At 69.5% G+C, this 25,568-nt stretch carries 19 protein-coding genes and 1 pseudogene; 17 read left to right on the forward strand and 3 right to left on the reverse strand.

What is annotated here, in order from left to right; genetic code table 11:
• Window positions 1-80 precede the first annotated feature (80 nt).
• The 8 genes from OG205_RS18410 to OG205_RS18445 all read left to right on the forward strand — a co-directional run bounded on the left by OG205_RS18410 (window position 81) and on the right by OG205_RS18445 (window position 11,404).
• Window positions 81-1,430: a glutamine synthetase family protein gene (locus OG205_RS18410; RefSeq protein WP_319973288.1), complete on the forward strand. Its 1,350-nt coding sequence runs from the start codon at window positions 81-83 to the stop codon at window positions 1,428-1,430.
• Between the two features lie 10 nt (window positions 1,431-1,440).
• Window positions 1,441-3,927, forward strand: a complete 2,487-nt coding sequence (locus tag OG205_RS18415) for a DEAD/DEAH box helicase (RefSeq protein WP_330277466.1) — start codon at window positions 1,441-1,443, stop codon at window positions 3,925-3,927.
• Window positions 3,928-3,997: 70 nt separating this feature from the next.
• Complete coding sequence (locus OG205_RS18420; protein ID WP_330277467.1) at window positions 3,998-6,160, forward strand: FG-GAP repeat domain-containing protein; 2,163 nt, start codon at window positions 3,998-4,000, stop codon at window positions 6,158-6,160.
• A 423-nt stretch (window positions 6,161-6,583) separates the two neighbouring features.
• On the forward strand, window positions 6,584-6,871 hold the full coding sequence (locus OG205_RS18425) for a hypothetical protein (RefSeq protein WP_093588124.1): 288 nt from the start codon (window positions 6,584-6,586) through the stop codon (window positions 6,869-6,871).
• 310 nt (window positions 6,872-7,181) lie between these two features.
• Window positions 7,182-8,084, forward strand: a complete 903-nt coding sequence (locus OG205_RS18430) for a LytR/AlgR family response regulator transcription factor (RefSeq protein WP_330277468.1) — start codon at window positions 7,182-7,184, stop codon at window positions 8,082-8,084.
• Window positions 8,081-8,482 carry a hypothetical protein gene (locus OG205_RS18435; RefSeq protein WP_319973292.1) on the forward strand — a complete coding sequence of 134 codons (402 nt, stop codon included), beginning with the start codon at window positions 8,081-8,083 and terminating at the stop codon, window positions 8,480-8,482. Before OG205_RS18430 ends, OG205_RS18435 begins: the two co-directional genes overlap by 4 nt.
• Window positions 8,479-10,221: a sodium/solute symporter gene (locus OG205_RS18440; protein ID WP_330277469.1), complete on the forward strand. Its 1,743-nt coding sequence runs from the start codon at window positions 8,479-8,481 to the stop codon at window positions 10,219-10,221. The genes OG205_RS18435 and OG205_RS18440 overlap by 4 nt, the downstream gene beginning before the upstream one ends.
• Before the next feature lie 7 nt (window positions 10,222-10,228).
• Window positions 10,229-11,404 carry a sensor histidine kinase gene (locus OG205_RS18445; RefSeq protein ID WP_319973294.1) on the forward strand — a complete coding sequence of 392 codons (1,176 nt, stop codon included), beginning with the start codon at window positions 10,229-10,231 and terminating at the stop codon, window positions 11,402-11,404.
• Window positions 11,405-11,653: 249 nt separating this feature from the next.
• On the opposite strand, the gene OG205_RS18450 is transcribed toward OG205_RS18445, so the two are convergent.
• Window positions 11,654-12,493: a helix-turn-helix domain-containing protein gene (locus tag OG205_RS18450; protein WP_330277470.1), complete on the reverse strand. Its 840-nt coding sequence runs from the start codon at window positions 12,491-12,493 to the stop codon at window positions 11,654-11,656.
• Between the two features lie 661 nt (window positions 12,494-13,154).
• Window positions 13,155-13,532: pseudogene (locus OG205_RS18455) on the reverse strand (transposase); the annotation flags it as partial.
• 663 nt (window positions 13,533-14,195) lie between these two features.
• On the opposite strand from OG205_RS18455, the gene OG205_RS18460 reads away from it, so the two are divergent.
• From OG205_RS18460 to OG205_RS18490, 7 genes are read left to right on the forward strand one after another with little or no spacing between them, the layout of a single operon-like run.
• Window positions 14,196-15,014, forward strand: coding sequence for a metallophosphoesterase family protein (locus tag OG205_RS18460; protein ID WP_330277471.1), 819 nt, complete (start codon window positions 14,196-14,198; stop codon window positions 15,012-15,014).
• Window positions 15,011-15,661 (forward strand): 4'-phosphopantetheinyl transferase family protein, encoded by a 651-nt coding sequence (locus OG205_RS18465; RefSeq protein WP_330277472.1) that lies wholly within the window; start codon window positions 15,011-15,013, stop codon window positions 15,659-15,661. The genes OG205_RS18460 and OG205_RS18465 overlap by 4 nt, the downstream gene beginning before the upstream one ends.
• Window positions 15,662-15,696: 35 nt before the next feature.
• Window positions 15,697-16,446, forward strand: a complete 750-nt coding sequence (locus OG205_RS18470) for an amidohydrolase family protein (RefSeq protein WP_330277473.1) — start codon at window positions 15,697-15,699, stop codon at window positions 16,444-16,446.
• On the forward strand, window positions 16,443-17,183 hold the full coding sequence (locus OG205_RS18475; RefSeq protein ID WP_330277474.1) for an amidohydrolase family protein: 741 nt from the start codon (window positions 16,443-16,445) through the stop codon (window positions 17,181-17,183). The genes OG205_RS18470 and OG205_RS18475 overlap by 4 nt, the downstream gene beginning before the upstream one ends.
• The gene (locus tag OG205_RS18480) at window positions 17,180-18,400 is read left to right on the forward strand and encodes an ABC transporter substrate-binding protein (protein ID WP_330277475.1); all 1,221 of its coding nucleotides are present in this window, start codon (window positions 17,180-17,182) and stop codon (window positions 18,398-18,400) included. The genes OG205_RS18475 and OG205_RS18480 overlap by 4 nt, the downstream gene beginning before the upstream one ends.
• On the forward strand, window positions 18,397-19,218 hold the full coding sequence (locus OG205_RS18485; protein WP_330277476.1) for a carbohydrate ABC transporter permease: 822 nt from the start codon (window positions 18,397-18,399) through the stop codon (window positions 19,216-19,218). Before OG205_RS18480 ends, OG205_RS18485 begins: the two co-directional genes overlap by 4 nt.
• A complete protein-coding gene (locus OG205_RS18490) occupies window positions 19,218-20,021 on the forward strand; it encodes a carbohydrate ABC transporter permease (RefSeq protein ID WP_330277477.1) in 804 nt (267 codons plus the stop codon). Before OG205_RS18485 ends, OG205_RS18490 begins: the two co-directional genes overlap by 1 nt.
• Here the strand turns inward: OG205_RS18490 and OG205_RS18495 are convergent.
• Complete coding sequence (locus OG205_RS18495; protein WP_330277478.1) at window positions 20,002-22,884, reverse strand: AfsR/SARP family transcriptional regulator; 2,883 nt, start codon at window positions 22,882-22,884, stop codon at window positions 20,002-20,004. The genes OG205_RS18490 and OG205_RS18495 overlap by 20 nt on opposite strands.
• A 158-nt stretch (window positions 22,885-23,042) precedes the next feature.
• On the opposite strand from OG205_RS18495, the gene OG205_RS18500 reads away from it, so the two are divergent.
• Window positions 23,043-24,356 (forward strand): VCBS repeat domain-containing M23 family metallopeptidase, encoded by a 1,314-nt coding sequence (locus tag OG205_RS18500; protein WP_330277479.1) that lies wholly within the window; start codon window positions 23,043-23,045, stop codon window positions 24,354-24,356.
• Window positions 24,356-25,519: an FG-GAP-like repeat-containing protein gene (locus tag OG205_RS18505; protein ID WP_330277480.1), complete on the forward strand. Its 1,164-nt coding sequence runs from the start codon at window positions 24,356-24,358 to the stop codon at window positions 25,517-25,519. Before OG205_RS18500 ends, OG205_RS18505 begins: the two co-directional genes overlap by 1 nt.
• Window positions 25,520-25,568: the final 49 nt, after the last annotated feature.

Consider the following 25,568-nt stretch of genomic DNA (forward strand, 5'->3'; position numbering starts at 1 on the left):
ACGGACGGGTCGATAGCGTTTGCCCCTCAACGTTATCCCCTCCGCGTCAGCGACACACTGTGCCGGAAAGGTAGTTCGACGTGGTCGGTGAACAGGTGACACGGGAACTCGCGGCAAGACTCGGCGAGGACGGGATCGACGTGGTGCGCGTCGTCTTCCCCGACCTGCTCGGCACCGACCGGGGCCGTGACGTCCTCGTAGAGCACCTACCTGCGGTTATTCAGCGCGGACTGTCGTTCTGCCGGGCCGTGTACAGCACCACTCCAGGCGGCAAGACGACTGAGACCGGGGGTGTGCTCGACGCTGGGCTGCCCGACGTGATCGTGGTCCCCGACCTCGACACGCTGCTCCCGATCCCGTGGGAGCCGGGCGTCGCGTGGTGCATCGGCGACGCGGTGAGCCCGTCCGACGAAAGGCCCGTCGACGAATCTCCCAGACAGGTGCTGCGCAGAGCGCTGGAGGTGTTCGAGACCACCGGGCTGTCCCCGGTGATCGGGCCCGAGCTGGAATATTTTCTCTGCGAACCGGACGAAGATCGCCCGAACGGGTGGCGGCCGTACTGCGACGAGCCCGGAAACGTCTACGCGACCGGCCGCCGGGGCGATTCGGACGGTCATCTGTTGAGAACTCTGCGCACACTCAGTTCGGCGGGCCTGCAGACGACCGGCGGCAACCACGAGTACGCCGGGGGCCAGTTCGAGATCAATCTCGTCCATTCGCCCGCCATGGACGCGGCCGATCGCGCGTTCCGCTTCAAGACGAGCGTGAAAGAACTGGCCAGGCGCGAGGGCCGGCTGGCGACGTTCATGGCCAAGCCGTTCAACGACGGCGGCGGCAGCGGGTTCCACCTGCACCTGTCGTGCCACGAGAAGGACGGCCGCAACGCGTTCCAGGCGCCGGGGAGCTCCAGCGGCCTGTCGGACGAGGCGCGGTGGGCCATCGGCGGCATCCTCAAGCACGCCCCTGCGCTGGCCGCGCTGCTCAACCCCACGGTCAACTCCTACAAGCGGTTCGGCCCGGACTCGCTCGCGCCGTGGCTGATCGACTGGGGACTCGACAACCGCAGCTCGATGCTCCGGGTGCCGGCCGAGCGCGGCGAGACCACCCGGCTCGAACTGCGGCTCGGTGACGCGAGCGCGAACCCCTACCTCGGCATCGCCGGTCTCGTCGCGGCCACCTACCTGGGCATTCGCGACCGGATCGAGCCGCCGCGGCCGTCCGCCGGGTACGGCTACGACCCGTCGAAGGCCCCGACGCTGCCCGCCACGCTGCCGGACGCCCTCGCCTATCTGGAGGAGGACACGGCGATGGTCGAGGTGCTGGGCAAGGACTTCGTGCGGTCCTATGTGGACTTCAAGTGGGAGGAGGTGGCCCGGTTCCAGCGGTTCGTGACCGACTGGGAGTTCACCGAATACGCGTACCACCTATAGTTCACCTGCGATGACTGCACTTACGGACCGGCTCACCTCGATCGCCGACGAAGACGAACTGTTCGACGCCTTCTCCCACTGGGCTACCGAGCGCGGCCTCGCGCTGTACCCGGCGCAGGAGGAAGCGGTCATCGAGCTCGTCTCGGGGGCCAACGTCATCCTCAGCACCCCCACGGGGTCGGGGAAGAGCCTGGTGGCGATCGGCGCCCACCTGGTCGCGATGGCGGCCAACCAGCGCAGCTTCTACACCGCGCCGATCAAGGCGCTGGTCTCGGAGAAGTTCTTCGCGCTGTGCGAGGTGTTCGGCCCGGAGAACGTCGGCATGATGACCGGCGACGCCAGCGTCAACGACCAGGCGCCCATCATCTGCTGCACCGCGGAGATCCTCGCGAACATCGCGCTGCGCGACGGCCACACGGCCGACGTCGGCCAGGTCGTGATGGACGAGTTCCACTTCTACAGCGAGCCCGACCGCGGCTGGGCCTGGCAGGTGCCGATCGTCGAGCTGCCGCAGGCCCAGTTCCTGCTGATGTCGGCGACGCTGGGCGACGTCTCGTTCTTCGAGAAGGACCTGACGCGGCGCACCGGCAGGCCGACGGCGGTGGTCCGTTCGGCGCAGCGCCCGGTGCCGTTGAACTTCCAGTACGTCTCCACGCCGTTGCACGAGACGATCGAGGACCTGCTGCACGGCCGTGAGGCGCCGATCTACGTCGTGCACTTCACCCAGGCCGCGGCTCTGGAGCGCGCGCAGTCGCTGATGAGCGTCAACGTCGCCACGAAGCCGGAGAAGGAGGCCATCGCGGCGAAGATGGGCAACTTCCGGTTCTCGGCCGGGTTCGGCAAGACGCTGTCGCGGCTGGTCCGGCACGGCATCGGCGTGCACCACGCCGGCATGCTGCCGAAGTACCGCCGCCTGGTCGAGCAGCTCGCGCAGGCGGGTCTGATGAAGGTCATCTGCGGCACGGACACCCTCGGCGTCGGCATCAACGTCCCGATCCGCACGGTCGTGTTCACCGCGTTGTCGAAGTACGACGGCACGCGCACCCGCATCCTGAAGGCCCGCGAGTTCCACCAGATCGCCGGCCGGGCGGGCCGCGCGGGCTTCGACACCATCGGCACCGTCGTCGTGCAGGCACCGGAGCACGAGGTCGAGAACATCAAGGCGCTGGCCAAGGCCGGTGACGATCCGAAGAAGCGCCGCAAGATCGTCCGCAAGAAGGCTCCCGACGGGTTCGTGTCGTGGAGCGAGGCGACGTTCGAACGGCTCGTCGGCGCCGAACCGGAACCGCTCACGTCGTCGTTCCAGGTCTCGCACGCGATGCTGCTGAACGTGATCGGCCGTCCCCTCGGCGGCGCGTTCCAGGCCATGCGGCACCTCCTGGAGGACAACCACGAGGACCGACCGAAGCAGCTCAAGCACATCCGTCGCGCGCTGTCGATGTACAAGGCGCTGGTCGCGGCCGGTGTCGTCGAACGCCACGGCAACGACTTCCAGCTCACCGTCGACCTGCAGTTCAACTTCGCGCTGAACCAGCCGCTGTCGCCGTTCGCGCTGGCCGCCGTCGAGCTGCTCGACCGCGAGGCGCCGGGCTACGAGCTGGACGTGCTGTCGGTGATCGAGTCCATCTTGGACAACCCGCGGCAGATCCTGGGCGCGCAGGAGCACAAGGCGCGTGGCGAGGCCATCGGCGCGATGAAGGCCGACGGCATCGAGTACGACCAGCGCATGGAGATGCTGGACGAGGTCACGTACCCGAAGCCGCTCGCCGAACTCCTCGACGCCGCGTTCTTCACCTACCGCCGTGGCCACCCGTGGGTCGGCGACTACGACCTGTCCCCCAAGTCCGTCGTGCGGGACATGTACGAGCGCGCGATGACGTTCACGGAGTACGTGGCGTTCTACGGCTTGGCGCGCTCCGAGGGCCTCGTGCTGCGGTACCTGGCCGACGCCTACAAGGCACTGTCGCAGACGGTGCCGGACGAGGCGAAGACCGAGGAGCTCAACGACCTGATCTCGTGGCTGGGCGAACTCGTCCGCCAGGTCGACTCGTCGCTGATCGACGAGTGGGAGAAGCTCACCAACCCGGACGCTCCCGTCGAGGAGGTCCGCGCCGACCTGCCGCCGGCCGTCACGCGCAACGTCCGCGCGTTCCGCGTGCTGGTCCGCAACGCGCTGTTCCGCCGCGTCGAACTGGCCGCCAAGCGCGACTGGTACTCCCTCGGCGAGCTCGACCACGAGTCGGGCTGGACGGCCAAGGAGTGGATGGATGCGCTGGAGCCGTACTTCGAGGAGCACTCGGACATCGGCGCGGGCCCGAACGCGCGCGGCCCGGCGTTCCTGATCATCAACGTCGAGCGCGAGCGCTGGGTGTGCCGGCAGATCTTCGAGGACCCGGCCGGGGACAAGGACTGGGGCTTCAACGCCGAGGTCGACCTGGCCGCGTCCGACGAACTGGGCGAGGCGGTCGTGACGATCACGGACGTCGGCAGGCTCTGAGTACGTAGGCAACCGAACCTCTCCCTCGCGCGTGGATGCGATGCAGCATTCATGAGCGAGGGGGAGACTCGTGAGAAGAATTCTGTCTTGTGGCGCGCTGTTGGCGCTGCTCACGACACTGATCACACCACCGGTCCAGGCCGCGGCCCACGCGAGCGAACTGGTCGCGTGGACGCAGGTGAACGAGCTGCAGCCGGACACCTCGTACTGGGAGACCGACCGGGGGACGGTCCGCGCCGGCACGATCGACGGTGGTGTCTGGCGGTCCCTGTTCCAGTTCGACACGCGGCATCTGGCCGGTGCACGGATCATCAAGGTCGGCGTCTACCTGGTCGTCGACCGCACCGAGTCGTGCGACGAGACGTCCGTCCAGTTGTGGAACACCGGCGCGATCGATCCGGCCAGGCCACTGACCTGGCGGACCTCGGCTGATCTCTGGCGCGCCCAGGTCGCGACCGGGGCCGCGCAGGCGTGCGGTGAGTTCAACACGCCATTGGGGTTCGAGAGCGACCAGATCACGCAGGTGCTCCAGCAGGCGGCCGACGACCGGTCGGGGTCGATCGGGTTCGGGTTGCGGGCGCAGGAGGAGCACAACCCCGCGTACGGCAAGGCGATCGTGCCCAAGAGCGTGATCCTCGCCGTGGACTACAACAACGCGCCGAGCGTGCCGGTCGTGAACACCTCGTACCCGCGTGCGTGTGGCACGGCGGACGCGCCCACGATCATGCCGCCACCGGGCCAGTTCTCGGGCGGCGCCAAGGACCTCGACGACGACAACGTGAGCACCACGCTGGAGATCCGTGACGCGGCGGGAACCGCGGTGCACACCAGCACCGTCGGCCCGACCGCCTCCGGATCGGCGTTCTCGTGGCCCGAACTGCCCGTCGGTCTGCTCAAGCACGGCGAGAAGTACAGCTACCGCGCGAAGACCAGTGATGGCACGGACACCGGCCCGTACAGCACCGACTGCTGGTTCCTGGTCGACTCGGTCCGGCCGGGCAAGCCGATCCTCTCCTCGACCGACTACCCGAACGGCCAGGCGGTGATCCCCGCCGGCACCACGGGGACGATCACCCTGTCCCCCGCCACGCCGGGCGACGACGTCTACGGCTACCAGTTCGGGCTGCGCCAGGATTCGGCGACGGCCTTCGTCAAGGCCGGGCCGGACGGTCGCGCCGTCGTCCCGCTGACGTTGCCGCGAGACGGGACGCGAACGGCTTCCTTCTACGCACGGGCTGTCGACCGGGCGGGCAACAGCGGCGACCACGCCAGGACCTGGGACGCGTTCGCCCGCCGGGCCGTCACGGTGCAGCCGCACGTGGGCGGTGACCTCAACGGTGACGGCCGCGCGGACGTGACGTTCATGCAGCGCCACGACTTCGGCCGGATGACCATCTGGAACGCGACGGCGCGCGACGGTGGTCTCCACGCCGGAACGCAGCTGTACGACACCGGCATCACCTCGGGGCAAGACCAGTGGGGTCCGCACGTCAGGGGCGACTTCAACGGTGACGGCCTCAGCGAACTGGTCCAGTTCCGGCGCAGCGGGGACAACACCCGGTTGATCCTGATCCAGTCCGACGGCAACCGCCTGGGCGCGCCGCCCGTGCCGTGGAGCGGTGCTCTGCCGCTGGACCGGGCCAGTTTCGCCTCCGGTGACTTCGACGGCGACGGCAAGACCGATGTCGCGGCCGCCAGCGGCTCGCGGGTGCTGGTCTTCCGCGGCGCCGACCTGAGTGCGCCCACGACGTGGCTCGAAGGCGTGAGCGGCAAGATCGTCGCGGGTGACTTCGACGGTGACGGCAAGGCCGACCTCGCGGAGGTCCGGGACGAGAACGGCGCCACGAGCGTGCGCACCTACGCGTCGTCCGGTACGGCGTTCGGTGCGGGCGAGGTGCGCTGGCAGGGCGGCGACTACCGGGCCGCCGACGTCACGCTGGTGTCCGCCGACGTGGACGGCGACGGACGCGGGGACGTCGTGGCCGCGAGCGGCACGAAGCTGGTCGTCCACACCGCCGCGGACTTCGCCGCGCGCACCTGGTGGAGCGGTGCTCTGACCGCGCCGGTGTTCACAGCGGGTGACTTCGACCTCGACGGCAAGGAGGACATCGCGGCCGTGCGGGCCGTCGACGGCAAGACGCAGCTGTGGACCTGGACGTCGACCGGCGGCGGGTTCGGCGCCCCGGTGCTGGGCTGGGAGGACGAGACCCGCGGCACGCCCGCCGCGTCCTAGTGGAACCGGCCACTATTTCCGTCTGAACCGAACGATGGAACTCCGCGTGCGCTCGACCGCGCCGCATTGCAGCAAGAGAGTTAATACGTCGGTCGAGAAGTCCTTCGGCCGACGTAACTCAATGCCGTGATTCATGCGACCTGGGACACACGGGCCAGGCCCGGCGCCACCGGTACCGCCGGGCCTACCAGGCACGTAGAACCGACACGGTGTCGGGAACCGTCGACTAAACGCCGAATCGCGTTCATTTCAGTCGGCGGCCATAAGTGTGCGCCAGTTGAGACAACCGCCAGTTGAGACGGATTGCGCAATCGATTGACCGGGTAGTCCCCTTGGGGCAACATCATTGCACTGGACCGCAGAGGTCGAGATATGGTGTTGCCCAGTGGGGAAATGTCTGGCGCAGCACGACTGGAGGAATCCGTGGACCCGGCACTGGACGCCTTGCGCGACCGGCTGGCGGAGATCGTCGCGTCACCGCCGGACAACACCGAGGAACTGGTGGACACGCTGAGCGGTCTCGCCAAGCTCTCGAACCAGTGGTCCGAGGCGATCCAGGCGCTGCGCGCGCCCACCCGCAGACTGGTCGGCCCGGCCGCCGCCGCCTCCGTGAGCGTCGCCGCCCGCCGTGCCGAGGAGTCGTTCATCGAGCTGGAGATCACGCTCGGTGACGCTCTGGCGGCTCAGCCTCGCGCGATCCGGCAGCCCTGACTGGATCTTCTCCGCACTGCGACCGGCTGAGTTCACTGAGGGTTCGCACCTCGTCACCGAGACACACCCGATCGGAGGGTTTCCGCTCCTCCTCTCCCTGGCGGATGATGCGCCCGATCGGGGTTTCAGGGTGGGAGGGGGTGCTCGTGGTGCACACGGTGCGCGACCGGACCCCCGCGGCGGGTCACCCTCCGTGAGGGGGCATGATCGCGTATCCGACGCCCACGGCTCACCAGGCGCGCGATGACCGAGCGTGGTCTAATCGCCGCCACGTGAGGATCGGCCGTACACAGTTTGGACTCGATCTCGAATGACCTCAGGTCTGCCCTGCCCCATCTGCGAGGGGCCGGATCGACGTGGCGGCCTCGAGCGCTCGCTGCGGGTGCTCGCCGTCGACGACGAGGCGCCCGCGCTGGAAGACCTCACGTACCTGTTGCGCTCCGATCCGCGCATCGCCCACGTGGAAGCGGTCACCGACGCCACCAAGGCACTCCGGGTGCTGCACCGCGCGATGGACGCCGGGCAGCCGTTGGACGCCGTGTTCCTCGACATCCGCATGCCTGGGCTCGACGGTCTCGACCTCGCCCGTGTGCTGTCGCGGTTCGCGCAGCCGCCGCCCGTCGTGTTCGTGACGGCGCACCAGCAGCCCGCAGTGGAGGCGTTCGAGCTGAAGGCGCTCGACTACCTGCTCAAGCCCGTGCGCGCGGAACGGCTCGCGGAGTCCGTGCACCGCATCGTGCACGAGGTCTGGGACTCGAAGACCGCTGCCGAACCCGTCACCCCGGCGCCCGCGCAGCCCGCGAACTCCACGCCGCCGGAGATGGGTGACGAGGTCATCCCCGTCGAACTCGGTGGCGTCACCCGGTTCATCCGTCTCGCCGACATCCGGTACGTGGAGGCGCACGGCGACTACGCCCGCCTGCACACCGCGACCGGCAGCGGCCTCGTGCGCGCGGCGTTGAACGGACTCGAGGAACGCTGGCGCAGCGCCGGGTTCGTCCGCATCCACCGCAGCCACCTGGTGTCGCTCGGCCACATCGACGAACTGCGGCTGGAGGACGGGCACCTGAGCGTCACGATCGGCGGCGCGGTGCTGCCGGTCAGCCGCCGGCACGCCCGTCACCTGCGGCAACTGCTCGTGCGCCGCGCCCGGCCAGCTCCGGTGTCCGGTAGCGCCGGTGTCCTGCAACCGAGGAACGGGCTCGGGTCGTGACGACGCCACCACCCCGGCGGCCGGACCCGAGGCCGACCCAGCGCGTGGTGGTGACGAGCCCGCGCACGCGGGCACCCCGTGCGCGCCGCCCGTACTCGGGCACGCGCGAGATCAACGAGCAGAGCGAGCTCGGCGCCGTCTACATGCGCACGCTGATCCGGGCGCAACGACGGCTGGGGCTCTCGGTCTGCCTGGTGGCGTGCGGGGCGCTGGGCCTGCTGCCGCTGCTGTTCGCGATCGAGCCGGAGTTCGGCAAGTTCCGGATCCTCGGGCTCGGCCTGCCGTGGTTCCTGCTGTGCGTGGCGACGTGCCCGATGCTGCTGCTGGCGGGCTGGTTCTACGTGCGGCAGGCCGAACGCAGTGAACGCGAGTTCGCGGAGCTGGTCGAACGTCCATGACGAGTGGTTACGCCATCGTGGCGGTGCTGGTCGTCGCACTGGGCACGATCCTGGTCGGCACCTACGGACTGCGCGTCTCCCGCACCACGTCCGACTTCTACGTCGCCTCGCGCACGGTCTCCCCGTGGTGGAACGCCTCCGCGATCGGCGGCGAGTACCTGTCGGCGGCGTCGTTCGTCGGCATCGCCGGGCTGATCTTCGCCTACGGGCCGGACATGCTGTGGTTCCCGGTCGGCTACACCGCCGGCTACCTGGTGCTGCTGACGATGGTCGCCGCTCCCCTGCGGCGGTCCGGCGCCTACACGCTGCCGGACTTCGCCGAGGCCCGCTTCCGGTCCCGCGGCGTGCGCGCGGTCGCGTCGATCCTGGCGCTGGCGATCGGCTGGCTGTACCTGTTGCCGCAGCTGGAGGGCGCGGGCCTGACGCTGAACACGGTGACGGGCGCGCCGGACTGGCTGGGCGCGCTGGTGGTCACGGTGGTCGTGACGGTCAACGTGGCGTCCGGCGGGATGCGGTCGATCACGTTCGTGCAGGCGTTCCAGTACTGGCTCAAGCTCACCGCGATCACCGTGCCGATCGTGTTCCTGATCGTCGTCTGGCAGGCGCACGGTGCCGACTCGCTGACCAAGCCCGAGTACCCCACGTTCCGGCAGGACACCGAGGTCTCGTTCAACCGCCAGACCACGATCCACGCCGAGAAGGCCCTGTTCATCAAGGGCACCGGCGAGGTCGACGGCGTGCGCATCGAGAACACCGGCATCGTGCTGACCGAGGGCTACCACCGCATCGGGCAGGGCGCGGAGTTCACGTTCCCGAAGGACGCGCCCGTCCCCCATCTGTCCACAATGGCGCACAACACCAACGAGATGTGGTCGCTGCCGATGTCGAGCGGCCAGGACTTCCCGTTGTACGGGGCCTATTCGCTCATCATCGCGACGTTCCTGGGCACCATGGGCCTGCCGCACGTGATCGTGCGCTTCTACACGAATCCGAACGGCACCGCCGCGCGCCGCACGACGTTGATCGTGCTCGGCCTGCTGTCCGTCTTCTACCTGATGCCACCGATGTACGGCGCGCTCGGCCGGCTCTACACCCCCGAGCTGCTGATGACCGGCCAGACCGACGCCGTGGTGCTCGTGCTGCCGACCCGGATGATCGACGGCATCGGCGGCGAACTGCTCGGCGCCCTGGTGGCGGGCGGCGCCTTCGCGGCGTTCCTCTCCACCTCGTCGGGCCTGGTGGTGTCGCTGGCGGGGGTGCTCTCGCAGGACGTGCTGCGCCTGGGCGGCGTGCGCGGTTTCCGGATCTCCACGGTGCTCGCGGGCCTCGTGCCGCTGGCGATGACGTTCGTGTCGACCGGCATGCCCGTCGCGGACATGGTCGGCCTCGCGTTCGCCGTCGCCGCGTCCTCGTTGTGCCCCTTGCTGATGCTGGGGATCTGGTCGAGTCGCATCACGACGGTCGGCGCCATCGCCGGCATGCTCGCGGGCGGCGTGCCCGCGCTGACGGCGGGCCTCGTCACGATGTTCACCGACACCGGCGACGCCTGGTACGAGATCCTGCTCTCCCGCCCCGCCGCGTGGACGGTCCCGCTCGGCTTCACGGTCATGTACGTCGTCTCCCTGCTCACCCAGCGGCACGTGCCGGCCGGGGTGCAGCGCACGATGGTCAAGCTCCACGCGCCCGAGAACCTCGGGCTGGACAGCTCAAGCTCCAACTCGGGCGAAGAGCGAAGCTAGGGGTGACATGCAGGACTTCCTCACCGCCGCCGCGATCCTGTTCGTGGGCGGAGCGGCCGTGCTCGTCCTGTGGCGGGGCACGCGCAACAAGCAGTCGCTCTCGACCGAGGCCCAGCGCGTCACCTACGAAACCCTGCACACGGCCTGGTCCGCCGCTCCCCCGCTGCGCGCCGGTCTCGTCCCCGACGCGGCGAAGAAGTCCGCCCGGCACCTGCGCACGTTGCTCGACACCCCGGCTCTCGCCCTGACCGACGAGACGGAGGTCGTGGCCTGGGAGGGCGTCTCCGACCACCACGCGGCCGAGGCCATGGCCCAGGCCGAGGACGTCTTCCTGACCGGCCGCACCCAGGCGTTCGACATCGGCTGCACCGAACCGAACTGCCCGATCAACTGCGCCGTCGTGGCCCCGCTGACCGTCGAGGGCCGGGTGGTCGGCACCCTGGCCGCCTACTCCCGCGAAGCCTCGGCCGGGCTCGTGCGCGCGACGAACCAGGTGGCCCGCTGGGCGGCGGGCCAGCTGGAGCTCGCCGAACTGGACCGCTCCCGCACCCGGCTGGTGGAGGCGGAGGTGCGGGCCCTGCGCGCGCAGATCTCGCCGCACTTCATCTACAACTCGCTGTCCGCCATCGCCTCCTACGTCCGCACGAACCCGGAGCGCGCCAGGACCCTGCTCCTGGACTTCGCGGACTTCACCCGCTACTCGTTCCGCCGCCACGGCGACTTCACGACCCTGGCAGAGGAACTGCGCTCGATCGACCAGTACCTCGCCCTGGAACGCGCGCGCTTCGGCGAACGGCTGAAGGTGACGCTGCAGGTGGCGCCCGAGGTGCTGCCGGTGACCGTGCCGTTCCTGTGCCTGCAGCCGCTGGTCGAGAACGCCGTCCGGCACGGCATGGAGGGCAAGGTCGAGCCGGGCCACATCCAGATCTACGCCAACGACGGCGGCGCCGAGGCGCACATCACGATCGAGGACGACGGCATCGGCATGGACCCGGAGAAGCTGCGCCGGACGCTGGCCGGGCAGGTGGACGAGTCGGCCGGCATCGGGCTCGGCAACATCGACGAACGGCTGCGGCGCGTGTACGGGGACGAGTACGGGCTGGTCGTGGAGACCGCCTGCGGGCTGGGCACGAAGATCACCGTGCGGGTGCCGAAGTACCACGCGGGCATCAACGGCATGTGAGCCATCCGTCTGAAGAGTCACATCAGTTGGACGACGGGGCCCTCTGTTGGCGCAGAGAGCCCCGTCAGACCTGATGCTGACCCAGTCGACGAGCAACCTCAGGTGTGATTCCTCCGATCGAGGAATCACACCTCAGAGTATGGCTACCGCACACCTGGAGACTGTGCGAGGCCTTGCCGATTGGTGACAGCACCTTCGCACACACGAAACAACTCAATGACCTGGGCGTTTCAGTTCACACAGCCTCCGTCAGCCGTGTTTCGCCCTGCCGGAGTAGGTCAGTGGAAACACCAGACCGGCACACACTGGCGGCACCACTTCCGCAACGCGGACGGTCATCTCGACCTCTACGGCACCTCCTGCCGGGATCTCCACCTTGTCCTTCACCGGTTCGACTGTGATCACCCCTGCGGGACAACCCTTCACCCGCTGGTGAGAAGCGTCGATCGGCTGGCCAGGAACAGCGGACAGAGCCTCGACGACGATGGCGGCCGAGTTGGGGTTCGTAAGCCGGACCTGACGGACACCGATCGCTCCTGGCACGAGTGGCACGGGCGCGCCAGAAATGTCGTTGATCTCGAACGGCTTCAAGTCGAACGTCAGCGAGCCACCTTCCGACGCGCTCACTGCGTAGGACGGGCCCTGAGGACCTGGCCACGTCAGGTGCATGGCCAGGACCAAGGCGAGCCCCGTCATCAGAATCATGAGCGAAACGGCGATCTCAAGTCTGGGTCCAAGAGAGCGCATGGTGAAGAAAGTCAGCCGGTTTCGAGTTACGGCGAGAACGGGCTCCTCGGTTGGCACGTCGACCCGCAGATCCGCGTCCACCTCACGCCCGGCCGCCAGCGTCCATCGCCTTGCCCACTCCGATTCTTCACCTCTACAGGCCCGCACATAAGCCAGCGTCACGGCGAGTGTTGGGAAGCGCTTGCCGGCAGCGGCCTTGGACAGGGTCGTGTACGAGAAGTGCGTGGCCTCGCCCATCGCACGGTATGTCGGTTCGCCCGCAGCCTGGCGCAGCTGGCGCAGGTCGCGGGCGAACTCTTCGACCAGATCGTCACCGGCGATGGGAGCCTCAGGCCTGCCCATCACCTAGCCCTGCCGCCCCGTTCGCTCCCGCTGGGTCGAATGAGTGCCAGGTGCGCGGTAGATGCAGAGACCGCCATGTCATCGCATCTCCGCCTGCGGCCAGGCGGCATCCGGTGATGCCAAGCGCAACCACGCCCGCGACGACCGCAAGCACGTCATGAATCGCCAACCCCGCGAGAACTAGTGGTACAGCGAGAATCAGCAAGCCCAACACCAACACAACCTGATTTGTCTCAAGCACGGGATTGGCGGAGCATCCTCTTCGAACGCAGCTGACAGGTGCGACGTTTGTTCGCTCAGAGCATGTCAACGGTTGTTCCTCCGAAGTTCGATCGACTGGGTCAAGGCCGATGAGCCATGTCGCCGGATCAACCGGGAGGTCTCGCGGCGCCAACCACGGGATCGACTGGCCATCGGTGCACGACAATGTGCAGGAAGTTGCCCCCTTGGCGCCAGACGAAGCGCCGAATCAGGTGGCGTTACAGCCGAATTGTCAACAATCCACGCTAGAACGGTCAGCCAGTCGCCACCGCCAGGCAGAGACAACCACCCATGTCGTCTCGAAGGGCCGTCGCGCAACAGACAGCATGCCCAGGCGCACGAAAACGCCGGAGCCACCCTTCCGCAGGGTGACTCCGGCGAAGCTCAAAGAGAGAGATCAGCTGGCGGCCTTCGCGGCCCGGCGGTCCGCCGCGTCCAGCACCGCGCGGATCCAGTCGATCTCGTCGGTCCCGCACGCGCCCTCGGCCGCGGCACGACGGAGGCGGACCCACAGCCCCAGGTCGGTCCACTCCTGGAACCGCCGGTGCACGGTCGGCACGGTCACGCCGAACGACGCCGGCAGGTGCCGCCAGGCGCATCCGGACGACAGCACGAACACGATCGCGGTGAACACCGAACGGCTGCACACCCGGCCGCGGCCGCCGCCCTGACGGCGGACCTTGGCCGGCGGGATGAGCGGCTCGACGACGGCCCAGAGGTTCGCCGAGACGAGGCGGGCGGAGAGCTGGTCGATGACGTCACCGCGGCCGGACTCCATGCCGGACTCGGGCCAGGCGGACGTGCGCATCCACGCTTCGGGGCGCTGCGCCACGTCGGCGGGCCGCTGGTCCTGGCGGGCGGACTCGGCGCGCTGACGGGAGCGGAGCAGGGTGGCCAGGGCGGTGTCCTCGGCCGTGGTGCGGCGCTGGGGGACGGCGTAGGCCTGGTGCTGCTGGGCGTGGCGGGCGATCTCGGCGCCGACCGTGCGGCGGAACGACGGGTTGCCCGCGAGGCGGGGGTCGACCGGCTGGCCGTAGCGGGTGGGGACCTGGCTCACGGCCGCCTGACGTGGCGGGATCTGGCCCGCGGGTGTCTGGCGTGGGGGGACTGGGCGTCCTGGCACCTGACGGGGCGGGACCTGTCGCGAGAGTCGCGGGTCCGGGGTGCGAGCGAACTGTGAGTCGGTCATGGGGTCCTCCGCCAGGACTTTTCCGTCAGGTGACAGCGCTCACAGTAGGAAGGAGGCCAGAAAACAGGTAAGTACGTAGGCCATAAAAGGCGGTGAACGGGCGTGCGGTGGCGATACGCGGCTTGCCCTGTTGAGACGAGTGGCGCACTGTCTGCGACGAACGGATAACCGGTCGTGGTACCGCTCTCACGATCGAGTGGCCCACCGGACGGTAATGATCCGGTCGTTGACGCCACAGATACCGTTCGAACTGTGAAGCTCTTGGCCACCAGCGACCTGCACGTCTCCTACCAGGACAACCGCCAGGTCGTGGAGACGATCGCATCACCGGACGAGACCGACTGGCTGATCATCGCCGGGGACATCGGCGAGAAGTTCGCCGACATCGAGTGGACGCTCGCGACCCTCCGGCCGAAGTTCGCGAAGCTGATCTGGTCGCCGGGCAACCACGAGCTGTGGACCACCAAGGACGACCCCAACCAGGCCCGCGGCGAGATGCGCTACAAGCAGCTCGTGGAGCTGTGCCGCAGCCTCGACGTCGTGACGCCGGAGGACCCGTACGTCACGTTCGACGGCGCCCAGGGCCCGGTCACTGTGTGTCCACTTTTCCTCGGCTACGACTACTCCTTCCGGCCGCACGGCGCCACGGACGTGAAGTCGGCCCTCGCCATCGCGCACGAAGCGGGTGTGGTGTGCACGGACGAGTACTTCCTGCACCCCGACCCGTACCCGTCCCGCGAGGCGTGGTGCCAGGCGCGAGTCAAGGAGACCGAGGAGCGGCTCGCCCAGATCCAGGGCCCGACGGTGCTGATCAACCACTACCCGCTCGTCCGCGACCCCACGTTCGTGCTGCGCTACCCCGAGTTCGCGCTCTGGTGCGGCACGACGCTGACCGCCGACTGGCACAAGCGGTTCAACGTGGTCGAGATGGTCTACGGCCACCTGCACATCCCCCGCACAACGCACTACGACGGCGTGCGCTTCGACGAGGTCTCGCTCGGCTACCCGCGCGAGTGGAAACCACGCGGCACCACCCAGGTGAAGCTGCACGACGTGCTCCGGGAGGCATGACCGTGCTGGAGCAGGTCCTTCCCCCGCCCATCGCGGCGGTGGAGCGCTACGACGACGAGCAGCCGGCCGACCTCTTCCCCGAGGAGGAGGCGCTGCTGGGCAACGCCGTGCCCAAGCGCCGGTTCGAGTTCGGCACGGTCCGCGCGTGCGCCCGCGAGGCGATGCGGCACTTGGACGTCGAGCCCGCCCCGATCCTGCCGGGCCCGAAGCGCGAGCCGCTGTGGCCGGCGGGGATCGTCGGCAGCCTCACGCACTGCGCCGGGTACCGGGCCGCGGCACTGGCCCGCGCGAGCGACTTCGAGACGATCGGCATCGACGCCGAACCGCACAAGCCCGCACCGGACGGCGTGCTGGGCGCGATCGCCATCCCCGCCGAGCTGCGCAGGATGCCGGGGCTGAAGGTCGACGACCCGAAGATCTGCTGGGACCGGCTGCTGTTCAGCGCCAAGGAGTCCACCTACAAGGCCTGGTACCCGGTCACCCGGCGGTGGCTCGGGTTCGAGGACGCGGACATCACGCTCAACGCCGACGGCACGTTCCACTCGCGCATCCTGCTGCCCGACACCCCGATCGCCGGGTTCGACGGCCGCTGGCTGGTGCAGGGCGACCTCCTGCTCACCGTCATCGCCGTGCCCGCGCGCGTGTAGGGGACGTGTAGAGGCGGTCACCAGACTCACCGGGCATGGTGACCCTCCCCCGAGTACCCGCCGAACGGCACGAGATCGGCTTCGACGTCGACGTGCTGTTCGGCGCGGTGCCGAACCGCCGGCTCGACGCCTCGCTGGACGCGGTGACACAGGAGCAGGAGAGCCACGGGATCCGCCGCGGCCTGCTCTGCTCGCTGCGCGGCGCGTTGTTCGACGTCGGCTCCGGCAACGACGAGACACGCAAGGCCGCCGAGCAGCACCCGAGGTTCACGGCGGTCGGCACCGTCGACATCCGGGACGCGCTGGGCGCGGAGGACGAGATCGCGAGGCTCGCCGACTCCGGCACGAAGGTCCTGCGGCTCTTCCCGCCCGAGCAGTGGGCCGAGCCCGTCTCCCCCGGCCTCGCGCACATCGTCGACACCGCCGTCGCCTACGACCTGGTGCTGCTCACGAGTGGCGACTTCAGCCAGTTCTGGCGGTCGTTCGCGGACAGGGGCGCGAGGGTGTGCTTCCTCGACGTGCACGCCTACCGCGTCTCGGACTTCGTGGTGATGGCACGGCGTGAGCCCGGTTTCGTGGCCTCGACCCGGATGCTGGTCGGCCCCGACTCGATCGAACGGATCGCGGGCGAGGTCGGCGCGCACCACCTCGCCTACGGGTCGAAGACGCCGATGCACGACGTCATGCCGTCCGCCCTGCGCCTGCGCACGGCCGGACTGACCAAGCAGGAATGGGACCAGGTGGCCCGCGGTACCGCGGCACAGTGGCTGGGAGAGACGCAGTGATCATCGACGTCCACGCGCACGCAGGACCGTGGTTCTTCGCCACGGACGTGGGTGCCGCCGAGCTCAACCTCACGCTGATGGACCGCTACGGCATCGACCGGCAGATCGTGTCCGCGTCCGAGGCCGTCACCTACGACATGGTCGCGGGCAACAGGTGGATGGCCGAGGTCCTGGAGGCCCACCCACGGCTGCTCGGCTACGTGGTGATCAACCCCAACGACCTCGAGGCCGGGGCGCGGGAACTCGAGAAGTACCTGCCTGCCGGACGGTTCGTCGGCGTCAAGGTGCACACCACCTACCCCGGTCAGACGCTGCTGTCCCAGGCGATCCAGGACACCATGGCGCTCGCCGCGCAGGCCGGGTTGCCGGTGCTGGTGCACACCTGGGACGAGAGCGTGCTCGGCCTCGTCGACGTGCTGGAACGGCACCCGGATCTGCGGGTGATCGCCGGGCACATGGGCGGCCCTGCGTGGCGGACTGCGGTGGAGGCGGCCACCCGCTCCGACCGGCTCTACCTCGAACCGTGCTGCTCGATCACCGATCGCGGCCGCTACCGGTACGCGCTCGACCGGGTTCCGCTGGAGCAGATGCTCTTCGGCACGGACAGCACCCTGGTCGACCCCGCGATCGCGCTGGGCGTGGTGGCGGACGCCGATCTCACCGACGACGAGCAGGACCACGTGATGTGGCGCAACGCCGCGCGCCTCTTCGGCATCGGAACGGAAGTCGCCGCATGAAGCGAACCGCAGCACTCGTCGCAGCCTCTCTCGTCGCCACGCTCACGGCGTGCGGTTCCCAGTCGGACGATGCCGTGACGTTGTGGATGTACCCGGTCATCGCCGACCAGACGCAGAACCGGGCGTACTGGCAGAAGGTCGAGTCGGGTTTCGAGGCCGAGCACGGCGTCCGGCTCCGCATCGAGCTCCAGCCGTGGGAGGGCAGACCGGAGAAGCTCGGCGCCGCGCTGATGGCGGGCAACGGGCCGGACGTCGTGCTGCTCCAGCCCGACATGATTCCCCAGTACGTGGAGGAGAAGGCGCTGCAGCCCGTCGGCGACGTGCTGACCGGGCACGCCTACCGGCAGTCCGCGGTCGACGCGCTGACGGTGAAGGGCCAGACCTACGCGCTGCCGCTGTACCAGACCGTCACGACGACGGTGTACAACCGCAAGGTGTTCGCGGAGGCCGGGATCACCGACCTGCCGGACACCTGGGACGAGGTGAAGGCCGCCGCGCCGAAGCTCGCCGCGCGCGGCGTCCCGATCCTCGACTACGCGGGCTCCACCGAGGAGACGCTCAACATGACCTTCTACCCGTTGCTGTGGCAGGCGGGTGGCAGCGTGTTCGACAGCGAGGGCACGAAGAGCGCGTTCTCTTCGCCGGAAGGCGTTGAGGCGCTGAAGTTCCTGGTCGACCTGAAGGCGATGGGCGGTCTGCCGGAGGACGCCGCGACCAAGCGGTCCCTGCTGGCCGACGACGCCGTGGCGGGTGGCAGGGCCGCGATGGCGCACGCGATGGTCTCCTCGACCGCGCGCAACGTCGTCCGCACGGTCGGCGCGGAGAACGCGGTGGTCGGGCCTCCGCTGCGGGGCAGGGAACGGGTCACGTTCGGCCAGCCCGGCGGGTTGTCGTTGCTGCGCAAGGCGAAGAACACCGAGGCCGCGAAGAAGTTCCTCGCCTACATGACCTCGCGGGAGGTCGTAGAGGAGCTCTGCGTCCAGTCCGGTTTCTTCCTGCCGTGGAACGACTCCACGCCGTCCGTCACCGATGACGTCGACAGGGGTTTCGCGCAGGCGCTGCCGCTCGTGCGGGCCGGCGACGCGCATCCGCAGGCGCGCAAGGCGATGGGGCTGCTGGCACCGCACCTGCAGGCCGCGTTGCTCGGGGAGAAGACGCCGGAAAAGGCGCTCTCGGACGCGGCGAACGAGGTCGACGCGTTGCTTCAGCAGCGGTGACGGTACGACGGTGGCGTGAGGCCTGCACGATCCTCGCGTTCCTGCTGCCGGTGCTGGTGGTGTTCGGCGCGTTCCGGTTCCTGCCGATGCTGGGCGCGGCCGGGCTGAGCGTCGCCGACTACCGGCCGGGCGGTGAGTTCGAGTTCGCCGGCGCGGACAACTACACGAGTCTCCTGCAGGACCGGATCTTCCTGACGAGCCTGCGCACCACGCTGACCTACGTGGCGATCTACGTGCCCCTGATCGTCGTGGTGGCGCTGGGCACGGCGTTGCTGCTGCACTCGGTGCCGTGGGGACGCGGGCTGTTCCGGGCCGCGCTGTTCGCGCCGTACGTCACGAGCCTCGTGCTCAGCGGCGTCATCTGGAAGTGGGTGCTCGAACCCGGCGGCTTCCTGCGGAGCCCGTCGGCGGTGCTGCCGGCGCTGGCGGTGGTCGGGGTCTGGAAGGGGTTCGGCTACGCGATGCTGATCCTGCTCGCGGGCATCCGGAACGTCCCCGCCGACTGCCTGGAAGCGGCCACAGTGGACGGCGCAAGCGCTTGGCAGCGGTTCCGGCACATGCTCCTGCCCTCGCTGCGGCCCGCGATCTTCTTCGTGGTCGTGGTCGAGACGATCGGCGCGTTCCAGGTCTTCGACACGGTCTACGTGATGACCAGCGGCGGGCCGATGCAGTCCAGCTACACGCTGGCGTACCTCATCTACGACTACGGTTTCAAGTACTTCGAGATCGGCAGGGCCGCGGCCGCCGGTGTGGTGCTGTGGGCGATCGTGCTGCTGGTGTCTCTCGTGCAGCGTCGCGCGTTCGAACGGAACCCGTGATGCGCAACCGGATCTGGCTCACCGTGCTGCTGTCAGTGGTCTCGCTGGTGGCGGTCGCGCCGTTCGTGCTGATGCTGGTGGTCGCGCTGTCGCCGCGCTTCGCGCCGACGATCCCGTACGCGTGGCCGTCGGCGCTGACCCTGGACAACTTCGCCGCGCTGCTGTCCACGGAGAGCTTCCTGCGGTGGACGGGCAACACGGTGCTCTACTCGGGTGTCTCGGTGGTGGCCGTGCTGCTCTCGGCGTCGATGGCCGCGTACGTGTTCGCGCGCAAGCGTTTTCCCGGCCGGGACGCGCTGCTGTGGTCGTTGCTCTCGACGCTGATGGTGCCGTTCCACGCCGTGCTGCTGCCGTCCGTGGTGCTGATCCAGCAGCTCGGCTGGGCGGACACCTACTGGGGGCTGATCGTCCCGACGCTGGCCAACGCGCAGGCCGTCCTGCTGCTGCGGCAGTTCATCCGCGCGCTGCCGGACGAGGTGTTCGACGCCGCCAGGATCGACGGCGCCGGCGACTGGCGGATCTACCGGAGCGTCGTCCTGCCGTTGTGCCGGCCCGTGCTCGGCACGCTCGCGGTGTTCGTGTTCCTCTGGCACTGGAACGACTTCCTGTGGCCGCTGGTGGTCTCCGGCGACGGGGAGACCACCACGCTGACCGTCGGTCTGTCCACTCTGGACGCCGGGCACCTCACGGCGCCCGAGCTGATGGCCGCGGCGACCGTCACCGGGGTGCCGTGCCTGCTGGTGTTCCTGCTGGTGCAGCGCAGGCTGGTGGACACCGTCACCTTCACCGGGCCGGGACGGTGAGCCCCAGCTGTTCCAGCGCATCGACGGTCCGGCGGACGTGCACCTGCAGGTCGAGCCGGTCGAACAGCCGCAGCGCCTGCTCGAAGCAGACCGCGGCCTCCTCGGGACGCTGGTTGCGGTGCGCGACCCAGCCGAGGCTGTAGAGCGTGGCGGCCTTGCCGACGCTCTCGTCCTCCTGCGGGAACACGGTGAGCGAACGGGACATCATCTCCGACGCCCTGCCCGCGTCGCCCTGCTCGGCGTAGGTGGCGGCCAGCACGTGCAACGCCAGCGCCTCGTCGCGCGGGCAGGACGCCGCGCGGAACAGGCCGATGGCGTCCAGCAACGCCTTTTCGGTCCGCGCGAGATCGCCGCGTGCCTTGTGGTGCAGGCCGAGGCTGAACAACGCGCAGGCCTGCCCGTACCGGCTGGCGAGGCCGCTGAAGATCTCCAGCGCGCTGCCCAGGCACCGCTCGGCGTCGTCGAGCCTGCCCTGGTTGCGGTGCACGATCCCCATTGCCTGCAACGCGAACGCCTCACCGCTCGCGTCTGCGCACGCGCCGAACGTCTCGTGCGCCTGGCCGAGCCGCACCGCTGCCTCGTCCTGCCTGCCGTGGAACAGGTGCACGCTGCCCAGGCCGAGGTTCGCGTAGGCGTGGCCGCGGTGCTCGCCGATCCGGGCGAAGATCTCCTGCGCCGTCGTGAAGTGCTCGTTCGCCTCGCCGTAGTGGTCGCGGTAGAACGCCAGCGCGCCCAGGCCCTGGTGCAGGATCGCGCGATGGCGGTCCTCGGTGGCGGCGCCCAACGCCAGTTCGTGCGTGTGGCGCCAGAGGTCGTAGTGGCTGCGCAGGTCGAACAACGTCGTCAGCGAGCACGCCAGATCGCACGCCAGCGCGGTCATGCCTAGCTTGAGAGCCTGCTCCACGACACCGACGAGCGCGTCCCGTTCGGCCTCCAGCCAGGCCAGCGGATCGGCGAACCGGTGCTCGACGCCGCTGCGCTCGGGATCGAGCCGCACCTTGAGGAACCGGCACGGCAGACCGGATTCGGCCTGCACGGCCAGGTCGAGCCACGCGGTGAACGCCCTGCGCAGCGCCGAACCACGCTCCTCGGGGGCGTCGACCTCGTTCGCGCGTTCGCGGGCGAACACCCGCAACAGGTCGTGGAAGCGGTAGCGGCCCTGCCCGGCCAGATCCGTGCCGGAGACCTCCAGCAGGTGCACGTCGGCGAGACCGTCCACGATCTCCTCGGCGTCGTGCACGCCGACGTCGAGCAGCGCGGCGAGCACCCAGCCGGGGAAGTCCGGCACGTCGAGCAGGCCGAGCAGCCGGAACGCGCGCCGTTGCACGTCGTCGAGCGCCTCGTAGCTCCACGCCAGGCTGGCCCGCGCCTCCAGGTCGTCGATGCGCAGCTCGTTGAGCCGGGTGCCCTCGCCCGCCAGGCGTTCGGCGAGGCGGCCGACCGACCAGTGGCCGCGGCGGGCGAGCCGGGACGCGGCGATCCGCAGGGCCAGCGGGAGGTTGCCGCAGTAGCGGGCGACGGCGGCGGCCGCGTCCGGTTCGGCGGTCATGCGGTCCTGCCCGGCGATCTCGCCCAGCAGCCGCACGGCCTCCTCGGCGTCGAGCACGTCGAGGTTGACCGTCTGCGCGCCCACGAGCTGCACGCGACTCGTGACGAGCACGGCGGAGGACTCGGATCCGGGCAGCAGCGGGCGGACCTGCGCCATGCTCTTCGCGTCGTCCAGGACGATCAGGACGGAGCGGGCCGCGAGCTGCGAGCGGTAGAGCGCCGCACGGGCCTCGACGTCCTCCGGGACGGCGTGCGGGTGCACTCCCAGCGCGATCAGCAGCTCGGCGAGCACGGTCGCGGGATCACGCGGCGACGAGCTCGTGCCGCCGAGGCGGACGTAGAGCTGGCCGCCGCCGAACTGGTCGCCGGACTCGTGGGCCGCGCGGACGGCCAGTGACGTCTTGCCGACGCCCGCCTTGCCGGTGATCGCGGCCAGGGTGGACTTCGACCGTCGCGTGAGGACCTTCCGCAGCCGCGCCAGTTCGGCGTCGCGGCCGGTGAAGTTGTCCACGTCGGGCGGCAACTGCATGGGGCGCACGGGGTTCAGGCCGGGCGCCTCGGGTCTGCCGCCGCGCAGGATCTCCTGGTGCAGGTCCTGGATCTCCTCGCACGGGTCGACGCCGAGCGCGTCGACGAGCACCTCGCGGACCGCGCGGTAGGTCTCCAGCGCCTCGGCCCGCCGTCCTGCCTGGTGCTGCGCCCGCATGAGCCGCCACCACAGGCCCTCGCGCAACGGGAACTGCCGCACCTGCACGCCGAGTTCGGTGATCAGGGCGCCGTACTGGCCCGCGGCGAGCCGGGCGTCGGCGGAGTCCTCGCGGGCGGCGGCGAGGAGTTCGTCGAGCCGCACCACGTCCGCCTCCAGCCACCCGGCGCGCGGCACGTCGCCGAGCAGCGGGCCGCGCCACAGCGCCCAGGCCTCCTGCCAGAACGCCACCGACTTGGCCGCGTCGCCACTGGCCAGGGCCTCGCGGGCCTTGGCGGCGACGGCTTCGAAGAGTTCGCTGTCGAGCTCGTCCGGCTCGACCCGCAGCCGGTAGCCGGCGCTGTCGGTGGTGAGCCTGCCGGGCAGGCCGATGTCGGTGAGGTCGCGGCGCAACCGGCTGACGTAGGTGTGGATGTTCGCGACGGCGGACACCGGCGGGTTCTCGCCCCAAAGCGCGTCGATGAGCCCGTCGAGGCTGATCGGGCGTCCGGCGCGGACGAGCAACGCGGCGAGCAGCGCCCGTTGCCGCGGCCCCGCCGGCTTCAGCGGCTGACCGGAATTGGCCACCCTCAGCGGACCCAGGATCTCGAAACTCGCGGCGTTCCCCAACGCTCCCCCAGCCTGACAGGCCCCCCGCGTCGCAGCGTAGCAGCGGCTCCAAGCGCCTAAAGGTGCCAAAACCCTGTAGAAGCCGTGTAGGTGCCGTGTAGGGAATGGACCTGGAATTCAGGGAGCACACCACCTCCCGAAAGAAACGGAATTCCCTGATGTCTCTCAGAATCGGTCGGACGGTCGCGGGCATCGCCGTGGCCGCCGTGGCGCTGACGCTCGCGCCACCCGCCGCCCAGGCCGCCGCGCCCGCTCTCGAACTGCCGTTCATCTGCGGCACGTCGTGGGAGGGGAACTCCGGTGCCAGCAGCGCGCACCGCAACAACGAGATCGACTTCAACATGACCGGCACCAGCGGCAACGAGGACCTCGGCGAGCCCGTGCTCGCGGCGGCCACAGGGACCGTCGTGCTGGAGGGCGGCGAGTCGTCCGCCTACGGCAACTACCTGGAGATCGACCACGGCGGCGGCTACTCGACGCTCTACGCCCACCTCGACAAGAAGTCCGTGCACGACGGCGACACCGTGCGGCAGGGCCAGGTGATCGGCACGGTCGGCAACACCGACGGCAACACCTCCGGTCTGTCCGCGCACCTGCACTTCGAGTACCGCAACCGCGGCGGCGGCCAGGCCTACCCGAACTACATCAGGCCGGCCTCGTTCCACGACGACCCGTTCGACTACGCCACCGGCAAGGAGACGTACGTCAGCCAGAACTGCGGCACGCTCGGCAAGGCCGCCAAGAGCATCAACGGCGACAAGTACGACGACGCGATCGGCATCGACCCCGACGGCGTCGCGTGGATCTACAAGGGCAAGGCGGGCGGTGGCTTCACCGCCACGACCAAGCTCGGTCCCGGCTGGGGCGCCTTCACCCGCGTCGCCGTGAACGACTCCAACGCCGACGGCTGGGCGGACCTGTTCGCCGTCTCCAACGGCACGCTCTACTACTGGCACAACCGCGGTGACGGCACGTTCGCCGCGTCCAAGGAGGTCGGGCCGGGCTGGGCCGCCTTCGAGTACGTGTCCTTCGTGGACATCAACGGCGACAACAAGACCGACATCCTCGCCCGTGACGGCGGCAAGATGTACGTCTACACCGGTCAGGGCAACGGCGCGTTCTCGGCGCGGTCGCTGCTCGGCGAGGGCTGGGCAGGTCTCGCGCGGCACACCGGCGGGGACGCCGACGCGGACGGCGACGGCGACATCTGGGCGACCAACAACGCGGGCGAGCTGTTCTTCTGGCGCAAGGACGCCGGCGGCTACTCCACGGCGACACAGGTCGGTGCCGGCTGGGGCGGTTTCCGGCAGCTCGTGTCGATGGACGTCAACGGCGACTCGAAGAGCGACATCGTGGCGATCCGCACGTCCGACAACACGCTGTGGCAGTGGCTGGGCGGCGGCGCGGGCACGTTCGGCAAGGCAGTGCAGATCGGCAGCGGCTGGGCCGGCTTCGACCTGGCGGTGAACTGATGAAGCTCCTGTCCTCCATCCTGGCCACGGCGGCCGCTCTGACCTGCTTCGTGCTGCCTGCCCAGGCAGCCGGTGACATCGACCTCTGCGTCTCCACCGGCCGCACCGCCGGGTTCACCGGTGAGACGCTCGTCGTCGCGGTGGCGGTCGGCATGGCCGAGTCCCGCTGCGACCCGTCGGCCCGCTACGTCAACAGCGACAGCCACAACTCGGTCGACCGCGGCCTCTGGCAGATCAACGACTACTGGCACCCCGAGGTCAGCGACACCTGCGCCTACAACGCGCAGTGCAACGCCAACGCGGCGCGCAAGATCTACGACCAGGCCGACGGCTGGACCCCGTGGTCGACCTACAAGTCGGGCCGCTACAAGCAGTTCGTGGACGACGCCCGCGCGGCGATCGGGGCTCCCCCGGCCCCCGTGCTGGCCGCCAAGAGCATCAACGGCGACAAGTACGACGACGCACTGGGCGTCGACCCGAGCGGCAACGCGTGGATCTACCGCGGCAAGGCGGGCGGTGGCTTCGGCACCGGCACCAAGCTCGGCCCCGGCTGGGGCGGCTTCACCCGCATCGGCATCGGCGACTCGAACGCCGACGGCTGGGCGGACCTGTGGGCGATCGGCAACGGCTCGCTGTACTACTGGCACAACCGCGGCGACGGCACGTTCACCTCGGCGGCGACGGTCGACACCGGCTGGGCCGCGATGGAGAACGTGGCGTTCGGCGACGTCAACGGCGACAACCGGACCGACATCCTCGCCCGTGACGGCGGCAAGATGTACCTCTACGTCGGCAAGGGCAACGGCAAGTTCGCCGAACGCGACCTCGTCAGCGCCGGCTGGGCGAGCCTGTTCCGCCACACGGCGGCGGACGCCGACGGGGACGGCGACGGCGACGTCTGGGCGACCAGCAGCGCGGGCGAGCTCTTCTTCTGGAAGCGCAGCGGGGCGGACTTCGCCACTGCGGTGCAGGTCGGTTCCGGCTGGAACGGGTTCCGGCAGATGACGTCGATGGACGTGAACGGCGACAACAGGGCCGACCTCGTGGCCGTCCGCACGTCCGACAACACGCTGTGGCAGTGGCTCGGCACCGGGACCGGCGGGTTCGGCACCGGCACCCAGATCGGTTCCGGCTGGACCGGCTGGGACCTCGCGGCCAACTGAGACAGTGCGTGACACGGCCCCCGGAGGCGTTCCGGGGGCCTGTCGCGTT

Source organism: Lentzea sp. NBC_00516, assembly GCF_036346835.1.
In the GTDB taxonomy this organism is placed as follows: domain Bacteria; phylum Actinomycetota; class Actinomycetes; order Mycobacteriales; family Pseudonocardiaceae; genus Lentzea; species Lentzea sokolovensis.